We start from the raw sequence: 10834 nt of genomic DNA on the forward strand, positions 1-10834 counted from the left end.
TCGAAACTCCATGCTAGGCGCGGGCGCGCTATGACTGCTTATAAATCCGATCTCCTCCGCTTGCTTGATGCTCGTGGCTATATCCACCAAACGACCGACGCGCCTGCGCTCGACGCGTTGGCAACTAAAGAGATTGTGCCGGGCTATATCGGCTTCGATGCAACGGCGCCATCGCTTCATGTGGGCAATTTGGTGTCGATCATGTTGCTGCGCCGGTTGCAACAAGCAGGACATAAGCCTGTGGTCGTCATGGGCGGCGGAACCACCCGGATTGGCGACCCGACGGGCAAGGACGAAGTCCGCAAGATGCTGACCGATGAGGTAATTGAGGCAAACATCAACTCCATCCGCTCGGCTTTCGAACGCTTTCTCACATTCGGCGACGGTCCGACCGATGCGATCATGGTCAACAACCATGATTGGCTGGGCAAGCTTGGATATATCGAATTGCTCCAGCAGGTCGGAACGCATTTCACCATCAACCGAATGCTGACTTTTGATTCAGTGAAATTGCGGCTTGAGCGCGAACAGCCGATGACCTTCCTCGAATTCAACTACATGATCCTTCAGGGTTATGATTTCCGGCATCTGTCCAAAAATATGGGCGTCCGCCTGCAAATGGGTGGGTCCGACCAATGGGGCAATATCATCAACGGCATTGAACTCGCCCGCCGTATGGACAGCATGGAAGTATTCGGGCTGACAACGCCGCTGATTACCAAGGCGGATGGATCAAAAATGGGCAAGTCTGTATCCGGTGCCATCTGGCTAAATCGCGAACAATTGCCCGATTATGATTATTGGCAATTTTGGCGGAACACAGACGACCGTGACGTGGGTCGTTTCCTCCGGTTGTTCACGGATCTGCCACTTGACGAAATTGCCCGGCTCGAAGCGCTTAGCGGTTCCGAAATAAATGCAGCTAAAATTGCGCTGGCCAACGCAGCGACCGAATTGTGCCGCGGCGCGGAGGCGGCTATCCTTGCGGCCGACACCGCGCGGCAGACATTTGAAGAAGGCACAAGCGGCGGTGATCTCCCCGCAATCGACGCGTCGGGAGACATTTCGGTCCTTGACGCATTGGTTGCATTGAATTTCGTTACGTCGAAAAAAGAGGCCCGCCGGATGATCCAGGGGGGCGGGGCTCGCATCGACGGTGATGCTGTAATTGACGAAAATACCATCATTTCCGCCCAATCAGACCCCATAAAAATATCGGTTGGAAAGAAAAAACACGGACTAATCAACTTCTTATAGGCAGCCTGCCCAATGCGGTGCGCGGCTTTACGAATTGTTTGCAACTTGACCGTAACTTGTCATTTCAGTTCACGAGTGCACGGGATAGCATGCTATGGCGCAAGCCTTACAGGATTCAGATTTGGATTTACGCAGGGCGGCACGTCACCGTGCGGATCACAAGGTTATTGCTGAAAGCAGAACGCATGGTGACCGAAATATCCATATTGTGAACGTCTCTGCGCATGGCTTCATGATTGACAATAATCCTGGTTACGAGCGCGGGGAACGGGTTGAGCTGCGTCTGCCGATTATCGGACGCATTGAAGCGCTTGTGATCTGGACCGTTGAAAACCGGGCCGGGTTTCAGTTTGAACGGGTATTGCGCCTGCCCGATTTCCTTGCACTGCTTGACGTGATTGGACCCAAGGGCCGCTAACCACCGCGCAACGTGGCTACCCCAGCGTCGCGTTCGAACAAATAGAGAGCTATCCTGGCGGCCTGCCCGCGACTGCCGTCCAAACCTCCGTCACGATCAAGCAAAAGGCGCGCGTCATCGGCCGCAACGCCGATCAATGCGCGAACCTGCTCTGGCGTAGCGACCCGAAACGGATTTTCACCAGACTGGCGGGTGCCAAGCAGTTCACCTGCCCCGCGCAGTTTCAGGTCCTCTTCGGCAATCCGGAAACCGTCATTGGTCTCGCGCATCAGGGCCAACCGCGCGCGCGCAGTCTCGCCAATTTGGGTGCTGCGTACCAAAATGCATACCGATTTTTCGGATCCCCTGCCGACCCGCCCACGCAACTGATGCAACTGCGCAAGTCCGAACCTGTCGGCAGCCTCAATCACCATAAGACTGGCGTTGGGTACATCGACCCCGACCTCTATAACCGTGGTCGCGACAAGCAAACGCGTTTGTCCGGCAACAAAGCGCTCCATAACGGCGTCTTTCTCCGGCCCACGCATCCGCCCGTGGACCAGCGCAACCTGATCTCCGAAGCGTAGCCGGAGCTGCTCGGCGCGTTGCTCGGCAGCAGCCAAATCGCTTTTGTCGCTTTCTTCAACAAGCGGGCATACCCAAAATGCCTGTTTCCCGGCCGCCAAATGACGCGCAACCCCGTCGACCAGTTCAATTAGTCGCTCCTGCGACATGACGCGCGTCTCCACTGGCGTTCTTCCGGGGGGAAGTTCATCGAGAATTGAACTGTCCATCTCACCATAAGCTGCGAGCGCAAGACTGCGCGGTATCGGCGTTGCCGTCATCACCAAAAGATGCGGCACGCCCCTGCCCTTGCGTGAGAGCATAAGGCGTTGCGATACACCAAAGCGGTGCTGTTCATCGACCACCGCCACGGCGAGCGCTTTATAGGTCACAGCCTCCTGAAATATTGCGTGTGTGCCGACAAGAATTTGGATCGACCCGTCGGCGAGCCCCATCAATGTCGCTTCGCGCAAGCTGCCCTTTTCACGCCCAGTCAAAATCGCAATGTTGATTGGCAGCCCGGAGAGCAGCTTTTGAAGGCTGGCATAATGTTGCCGCGCCAGGATTTCGGTGGGGGCAAGCATCGCTGATTGCATTCCGGCCTCAACGCCCCGCAAAAGTGCCATGAGTGCAACCATCGTCTTGCCTGCCCCGACATCGCCTTGCAGCAACCGGAGCATGGGCCGAGACTGGCCCAAATCGCTCTCGATCTCGGCTATCGCACGTCGCTGCGCAAGTGTCAGGGCAAATGGTAACTGCAGCCTTGACAACAACGAACCATCACCCCGCACCGGCACCGCCGCCTTGCGGTCCATCGCCGCCCGGATCAGACGCATCGCGAGTTGATTGCTGAACAGCTCATCATAAGCAAGCCTGTCTCGGGCAGCCTGATCATCCGTGAAATGCACCGCGTTAATCGACGCCGACCATCCTGCCCATCCACGGCTGGATAGCAAGCTGGGCTCGATCCATTCGGCAAGATCCGGCACGTCTTGCAACGACGTTGTAGCCAGTTGGCCCATGCGTTTGTTGGTGAGACCATCAGATAGAGGGTAGATCGGCTCAGCGAGGCCCGGCGAGGCATCGCTGCCTATTGGCACCACGTGGTCGGGGTGGACCATCTGCAATTCGTCACCATAACGGTCAAGCTTGCCCGATATGATACGTGTTTCGCCCACCGGAAGCTGTTTTTTCGCCCAACCGCCGTTCCGGCCGAAGAAGGTGAGGGTCAGGTAGTTCCCATCGGCGTCAGCAGCGAAAATCCGCAGTGGCGCGCGCGGACTGCTTCCGCCTCGGTGATCCATGACGGTGACTGCCAAAATGATATTGTTGCCGACATCTGCCACATCCAGTCGGGAGACTGCCTTACGATACGTCCAACTGGCAGGGAAATGGTACAAAACGTCCTTCACGCGCTCCAAACCGAGCCGTTCCAATGGTTTTGCCAGACCCGGCCCGACTCCCTTTAAGGCGCGCACTTCTGCAAATAACGGATTGAGTATATCGGGACGCATGACTAGGGCCGCTTATAACCCGCAAATCATTTCACACCACAAGCTTAAAGGATGCGTTACATGGACGCTGACCCCTATCGCCGTAAACTGCACTATCGCGCAACCCACCGCGGCACGCGCGAGGCAGACGCCATGATCGGCGGATTTTTCGAACACTGCTCGGGCGACTGGGGGGCGGACGACTATGCGTGGTTTGAGCGATTGCTTGATGAACAAGACGTCGACATCATGGCATGGGCGTTGGGCACTGCGGAGCCTGACCCCGCGTTTGCTGGGCCTTTAATGGATCAACTGATGCAACTCAATTTTATTTCCCTGCCTGAAGGGCTCAGCACCCATAAGCCATGATTGATTTGCAGCGCATCATCACGAGCCGGGAAGCACTCACGCTTGCATCGGTGCCAAACGGCTTCGTTCCGTTGTTACTTGCTGATCTAACTCGAGCGGCCAAAACACGCGCGCTCTATATTGCGCCCGATGAATCCGCGATGCGTGCGATTGCCGACGCTGTCCCGTTTTTTGCACCCGAGCTTGAAATCATGATCCTGCCCGGCTGGGATTGCCTGCCCTATGATCGCGCCTCGCCGTCTGTCGCCGTCACTTCGCAGCGCATGGCAACTTTGCAAGCGCTTCAGCAGCCAAGCAAAAAGAAGCAGCTCGTGGTCACAACCATTGGCGCCGTGATCCAGAAATATGTCACACCGTTTCGCATTAGGCAGACTGGCGAACGCTTAACCGCCGGTCGCGAAATCAGTCGGGAGCGGCTTGCCGCGTTGCTGCAATCAAACGGCTATTTCCGCGTCGATACGGTTGCCGATGCAGGCGAATTTGCGATCCGCGGCAGCATCGTTGATCTGTTTCCTGCGGGAAGCGAAGTTGGCCTTCGGCTTGATTTCTTCGGCGACGAAATTGAAAGCATCCGCCGTTTCAATCCCTCAGATCAGCGCAGCATTGATCAAGTCGACCATTTCGACATATTGCCTGCTGTAGAAGCGTTGATGGATGAAGATGCTATCAAGCGCTTTCGCGTCGGATATCGTGACCGCTTTGGCGTCACCGCAACGGGCGACCCTTTATATCAGGCCGTTTCCGAAGGACGCAGACTTTCGGGCATGGACCATTGGCTGCCTTTGTTTGAAGAGCGCATGGCAACCATATTCGATCATGTCGGTGCGGACGCGCTCATCATCCGCGACAGCGGAGCGATTGCCGCGGGGCAGTCGCGTCTCGACTCGATCACGGATTATCACGAAAACCGGGTAAAGGCGCAGGCAGCAGAGCCCGGAAGCTATCGTCCACTGCCGCCTGAAATGCTGTATCTGGGCGGCAATGAACTGGATCAGTTGTTCGCGGACAACGCAGCGCATCTCATAACACCTTTTGCGCAACCCGACTCCGGCAGCATCATCGATTTCGGCATTGGCGCCGCGCGTGACTTTGCGCCTGAGCGCGCGCAAAAAGTGAATGTCTATGAAGCGGTCGCCGCGCATCTGAAATCGCTTCACAAGGCCAAAACAAAGACCGTAATCGCGAGCTATTCGCTTGGCGCACGTGAACGCCTGAAGGGCCTGCTGGCGGACCATAAAGCGCCGCCAATTGTTGAGGCGGATAGTTGGCAGCAGGCTCTGGGCGTTGCCGCTGGCCAGACCGCTATGGTCGTACTCCCGCTTGACCATGGCTACACCACGCCTGACCTGGTGGTGCTGAGCGAACAGGACATGCTTGGTGACCGTCTCGTGCGGCGGCAGAAGCGGCGCAAATCGGCGGACGCATTCCTCGCCGAACTGGCGGCGCTGACCCCTGGCGACCTGGTGGTCCATCAGGACCATGGTATCGGGCGCTATGAAGGTCTGATTTCAATTCCAGTCGGCAACAGCCCACATGATTGCGTCGCATTGACATATTCAGGTGGTGACAAATTATATGTTCCGGTCGAGAATATTGACGTCCTGTCGCGCTATGGTTCGGACAGCGATCATGTCTCGCTCGACAAGTTAGGCGGCGAAGCCTGGCAGCGGCGCAAGTCCAAACTGAAAGAGCGAATCCGCGCCATTGCGCATGAATTGCTGAAAACTGCAGCCGAACGTGCGCTACGCGCTGGCTCGGTCATTGAGGTCGATGGCCCGGCTTATGCAAGCTTCGTTGACCGTTTTCCTTATGAAGAAACGGACGACCAATTGCGCGTTATCGAAGAAGTGCTTCAGGACCTTTCAGAAGGCAAGCCTATGGACCGCTTGGTATGCGGCGATGTCGGCTTTGGCAAAACCGAGGTGGCGATGCGCGCCGCCTTTGCCGCCGCCATGGCGGGGCTTCAAGTGGCCGTAATCGCGCCAACGACATTGCTTGCACGGCAGCATTATTCCAATTTCGTCGAGCGGTTCCGTGACCTCCCGCTGAAACTTGGGCGGCTGTCACGGCTCGTTCCGGCGGCAGAGGCAACGCAAACCCGCGAGGGGCTGGCCGACGGGACAATGGATATTGTCATCGGAACGCACGCAGTTCTTTCAAAATCCCTTCAGTTCAAACGCCTTGGCCTTGTTATCGTGGATGAAGAACAAAGGTTCGGCGTCAACCATAAGGAACAGCTCAAGGCGCTGAAGACCGACGTACACATGCTGACACTCACCGCGACACCGATCCCGCGCACATTGCAGATGGCGATGTCGGGCCTGCGCGAACTTTCGGTTATCCAGACGCCGCCTGTCGATCGGCTTGCCGTGCGTACTTATGTCATGCCGTGGGACCCTGTTGTTCTGCGCGAAGCCTTGTTGCGCGAGCATTATCGTGGCGGACAGAGCTTCTTCGTCGTTCCACGCATTACTGACCTGACTGAGATTGAGGAATATCTGCGCACGGAAATCCCCGAGGTGAAATTTGTTACAGCGCACGGCCAAATGTCACCCACGCAGGTCGAAGAGCGCATGAGCGCCTTTTACGAGAAGCGGTACGATGTGCTGTTGTCGACGACGATTGTGGAAAGCGGCCTCGATATTCCAAGCGCCAATACGCTGATTATCCACCGCGCCGACCGTTTTGGTCTGGCGCAATTGTATCAGTTGCGTGGCCGCGTGGGCCGGTCCAAGACGCGCGCCTACGCCTATCTCACGCACGAACCCAACCGCGTGCTTACCGAAACGGCGGAGAAGCGTCTGAAGGTCCTTGGCGACCTCGACAGCCTTGGCGCGGGCTTTCAGCTTGCAAGCCATGATCTCGACATTCGCGGCGCGGGCAACCTTGTTGGCGATGAACAATCTGGCCATATCAAAGAAGTTGGCTTTGAACTGTATCAATCGATGCTTGAAGAAGCCATTCTTGAGGCACGCGCGGGCGCGCAGGGACTGGCAAAGCCACGCGGTAGCTTCTCTCCGCAAATCACGATCGACGCACCCATATTAATTCCCGAGGACTATGTTCCCGACTTGTCCGTCCGTATGGCGCTCTATCGCCGCCTGAACGATCTGGAGGAAGGACAGGACGTCGAAGGGTTTGCTGCTGAAATGACAGACCGTTTCGGCACTATCCCCGAGCCGACGCAGAACTTGCTCAAACTGATCCAAATCAAGCAAAATGCGTTGATCGCGCAGGTTGCCAAGATTGAAGTCGGTGCACGCGGGACTTTGGTCAGCTTCCATCAGGACTCGCCGCCCAATGTGGCGGGATTGCTGGCCTATGTTGAGAAGCTTGGCCAGACAGCGAAGCTTCGGCCGGATAGCAAGCTGGTCATTAATCGAACTTGGGCTGACGCGTCTGCTCGGCTCAACGGATGCTTGCAGCTTTCCCGCGGCCTCGCCAATTTAGCTCGAAAGGCGGGCTAAACGAGATCGCGCGCCAATGCTTCGAATTTTGCAGGGGTAAGCGGCGGCGCACGCAAGTAACCTTGGAAGAAATCACAACCTTCAGCTTTTAGCATTTCGAGCTCTTCCTGCTCCTGAACACCTTCTGCGATGATCAGCAGTTCAAGTGCTTTGGCCATCGCGATAATGGCGCGCAAGATGATCCTGTCTTTGCCGTCGCCCGTAATGTCCGGCGTCATGTCCTTGTCGATCTTCAGATAATCGAGCGGTAGCGCCTTGAGATACGCAAGACTTGAATATCCGGTACCAAAGTCATCAACCGCGATACGCACGCCTTTTTGACGGAGCATTTCAAGCTGCCCTGCTGCCAACTGGAGATCGCGCACAAGGCTTTCTTCTGTCAATTCCAACGTGAGCCGGTCGGCTGCAAATCCAGCTACCTCAAGTAGCCGAAGCAATTTCGAGCCGTATTCAGCCGTCAATTCTTCCGCCCCCAGGTTTACCGCCAAACGCAAATGCCTGAACGCTGCTGGCCAACCCGCCGCAATAGCGATCGCCTCTTGCTGAATATGATAAGAGAGCTCCTCGCGTAGGTCACATCGGTCGGCCGATGCGAAAAGGTCCCCAGCACTTATTTCGCCCAGCACTGGGTGATTGAGCCTCGCCAATGCTTCTGCGCCCACAAGCGCTCCAGTTGCCACAGCAAATTGCGGTTGCAGCATGATTGCAATTTGGCGCTGGGCAAGCGCCGACCGCATTGCCGCGTCCAATTGGCTTCGATCCGGCGCATCGGAGACGTCACCGCTATCGGCAATGACAAATCGCTGGCCTTTGCGCTCATAGGCATGGGCAAGCGCCTGCGTAGCGCGTGCAGCGAGCTGTTGCCTGCTTTCGCCTGGTTTTGACAACGCAATCGCTACGCGCGCACTGACGTGTAAAGGCGAAGCAGAGTCCCCTAAATCCGCAGAAACCATTTCAATCAATTTCTGAGCAGCCAGTTCAACCTGGCGGCCTGCGTCGTTTCCCTTGATTACGAGCATGAATTCCCGGCCAGGCATGCGTGCCATGAAACTTATCGGCGACAATTGTTGAGCGGCAAAAGCGCGTAACCGTTCGCCCACACGGCGGATGGCGATATCGCCAACGCCGCGCCCGGAATGCTCGTTTATCTGCTTGAGGTCTTTAATCCCGAGCAACAATATTGTTACTGGACCATCCGGTTCCCCCGACAGCCAATCGCGGGCATCGCGTGCCCGGCGCAGGGTATAATGCCCGCGCGTCTTGTAGCCGGGAGAAATTGCGGACCGTTCATTCACTGTACGGTCGTAGCATGAATTTCTTTCCGAAGCATTTCCGCAAATGGATTCAGCTTTGTCGAAAGCGGTTTTCGGCTTACATCGCAAAAATGATCGACGGTTTCGGACGCAATATCGACTATTTACGAATATCGGTGACCGACCGTTGCAACTTTCGTTGTACCTATTGCATGCCCGAGAAGCAGAGCTTTCTGCCCCATATAGACCTGCTGACCTACGATGAAATCATGACCCTCGTTGAGCGATTCGTTCAGCATGGCATCCGAAAAATCCGGCTTACTGGCGGTGAACCCTTGGTAAGACGGGATATTGGTATCCTGATTGCAGCGCTTGGTGCGCACGTCCAGCAAGGAACTCTTGAAGAGCTCACGCTTACCACGAACGGCAGCCGATTGGCCGAGTTTGCACCCCTGTTGGCGTCAGCCGGTGTGAAGCGCATCAATGTCAGCATGGATACGCTGGACGCAGCAAATTTTCGCAACATCAGTCGCGGTGGTAACATCGACACTGTGTTGGCTGGCATCGACGCGGCGCGCGCGCATGGGCTCGACATAAAAATCAATATGGTTGCGCTCAAAGGCGAAAATGAAGACGCGCTTTTGCCCATGGCGTCATATTGCGCCGAACACGGTTTTGATTTGACCTTGATTGAGACGATGCCCTTAGGTTCTGGGGTAGCTGAGCGTGAACAGAATTACATATCGCTAGACAGTTTTGCAGCGCCGCTACGGGCACGTTATAATCTCCATCCACTGGCGCACAAAAGTGCCGGCCCCGCACGATATTGGCAGGTCGAGGGGCTTGGTCTACGCCTTGGCCTCATCACGCCTATGAGCCATAATTTTTGCGACCAATGCAATCGCATTCGGCTCACCACCGATGGCAAGATCTACATGTGCCTCGGCTCGGAATTACACGTCGACCTGCGTAAGGCGTTGCGCGAAGGGTCACCGCAAGACGTCGATCATTTGTTAAAGACGGCGTTGCGGCTCAAACCCCAGCGTCATGATTTCGAAGCCCAACTTGCCAAGCCCGAATTGCGGCTCGCGCGCCATATGAATGCAACAGGTGGATGACCACAATATGCAACTTGCCATAATTTCGTCGGCCACGCCGCAAGCGCGCGAAGCCGAGGCGCTTTTACGTGAGGTCCATGAATTCGTGCCCTTGGACCGTGCCGATGCTGTCATCGTGCTTGGTGGCGACGGGCATATGCTCCAGATATTGCACCAGTTGCTCGAAAGCCGCCGCGATATCCCCGCTTACGGCATGAACCGGGGCACTATCGGCTTTTTGATGAACGGTTGGGAACTGCATGACCTTTCAGGCCGGCTTCAACGCGCAAAGTCTTTTTCGGTACGGCCATTAACAACTGAAATTACGACGATCAACGGGCAGAAATTTACCCTGCCGGCAATTAACGAGGTGTCGTTGCTGCGTGAAACGCGGCAGGCGGCGAAGTTGGAGATATCGGTGAATGGCAGGGCGGTCATTCCCGAGCTTATTTGCGACGGCATATTGGTGTCCACGCCCGCTGGATCAACTGCGTATAATCTGTCGGCAAATGGTCCGATCCTGCCGCTGGACTCGTCGCTGCTCGCCTTGACCCCGATCAGCCCATTTCGGCCGCGCCGCTGGAAAGGGGCCATATTACCTGATCGTTACGTCATCCGGATTAAGATATTGGAGGCCAGCAAACGGCCCGTGAGTGCCGTGGCGGACCAACGGGAAATCCGCGATATTGCAGTTGTCGAAGTAGCCTTGGACCGCAATCGCGCATTGACCCTCTTGTTTGACCCGGAACACGCTCTTGATGATCGCATTGCAATGGAACAATTTATTGTCTGAACGGGCAATGGGCGCTTGCCAAAAGCAAAAAAGCGCTGCTATAGGCGCGCCTCTGCCCGAGGATATCGGGCTGTTCCCTGGTAGCTCAGTGGTAGAGCAGTTGACTGTTAATCAATTGGTCGGGGGTTCGAATCCCTCCCGGGG

At 56.2% G+C, this 10834-nt stretch carries 8 protein-coding genes; 6 read left to right on the top strand and 2 right to left on the bottom strand.

Annotated elements, in window-relative coordinates:
• The first annotated feature begins 30 nt into the window (after nucleotides 1-30).
• Nucleotides 31-1257, top strand: a complete 1227-nt coding sequence (gene tyrS, locus ACLL9E_RS05420; RefSeq protein WP_411290719.1) for a tyrosine--tRNA ligase — start codon at nucleotides 31-33, stop codon at nucleotides 1255-1257.
• A 94-nt stretch (nucleotides 1258-1351) separates the two neighbouring features.
• Nucleotides 1352-1675, top strand: a complete 324-nt coding sequence (locus ACLL9E_RS05425) for a PilZ domain-containing protein (protein WP_411290720.1) — start codon at nucleotides 1352-1354, stop codon at nucleotides 1673-1675.
• Here ACLL9E_RS05425 and recG read toward each other — a convergent pair.
• The gene (gene recG / locus ACLL9E_RS05430) at nucleotides 1672-3732 is read right to left on the bottom strand and encodes an ATP-dependent DNA helicase RecG (RefSeq protein WP_411290721.1); all 2061 of its coding nucleotides are present in this window, start codon (nucleotides 3730-3732) and stop codon (nucleotides 1672-1674) included. The two genes, ACLL9E_RS05425 and recG, sit on opposite strands and share 4 nt — an antisense overlap.
• A gap of 60 nt (nucleotides 3733-3792) precedes the next feature.
• Between recG and ACLL9E_RS05435 the strand changes: the two genes are divergently transcribed.
• Both ACLL9E_RS05435 and mfd read left to right on the top strand, forming a co-directional pair.
• Nucleotides 3793-4080 carry a succinate dehydrogenase assembly factor 2 gene (locus ACLL9E_RS05435; RefSeq protein ID WP_411290722.1) on the top strand — a complete coding sequence of 96 codons (288 nt, stop codon included), beginning with the start codon at nucleotides 3793-3795 and terminating at the stop codon, nucleotides 4078-4080.
• Nucleotides 4077-7547 carry a transcription-repair coupling factor gene (gene mfd, locus ACLL9E_RS05440; RefSeq protein ID WP_411290723.1) on the top strand — a complete coding sequence of 1157 codons (3471 nt, stop codon included), beginning with the start codon at nucleotides 4077-4079 and terminating at the stop codon, nucleotides 7545-7547. Before ACLL9E_RS05435 ends, mfd begins: the two co-directional genes overlap by 4 nt.
• On the opposite strand, the gene ACLL9E_RS05445 is transcribed toward mfd, so the two are convergent.
• Complete coding sequence (locus ACLL9E_RS05445; RefSeq protein ID WP_411290724.1) at nucleotides 7544-8842, bottom strand: EAL domain-containing protein; 1299 nt, start codon at nucleotides 8840-8842, stop codon at nucleotides 7544-7546. The genes mfd and ACLL9E_RS05445 overlap by 4 nt on opposite strands.
• Nucleotides 8843-8931: 89 nt before the next feature.
• Between ACLL9E_RS05445 and moaA the strand changes: the two genes are divergently transcribed.
• Nucleotides 8932-9918, top strand: a complete 987-nt coding sequence (gene moaA, locus ACLL9E_RS05450) for a GTP 3',8-cyclase MoaA (protein WP_411290730.1) — start codon at nucleotides 8932-8934, stop codon at nucleotides 9916-9918.
• A gap of 7 nt (nucleotides 9919-9925) precedes the next feature.
• Nucleotides 9926-10690, top strand: a complete 765-nt coding sequence (locus ACLL9E_RS05455; protein WP_411290725.1) for an NAD kinase — start codon at nucleotides 9926-9928, stop codon at nucleotides 10688-10690.
• Nucleotides 10691-10834: the final 144 nt, after the last annotated feature.

The sequence above is a fragment of the Sphingorhabdus sp. genome, from assembly GCF_046596595.1.
Classification (GTDB): Bacteria; Pseudomonadota; Alphaproteobacteria; order Sphingomonadales; family Sphingomonadaceae; genus Sphingorhabdus_B.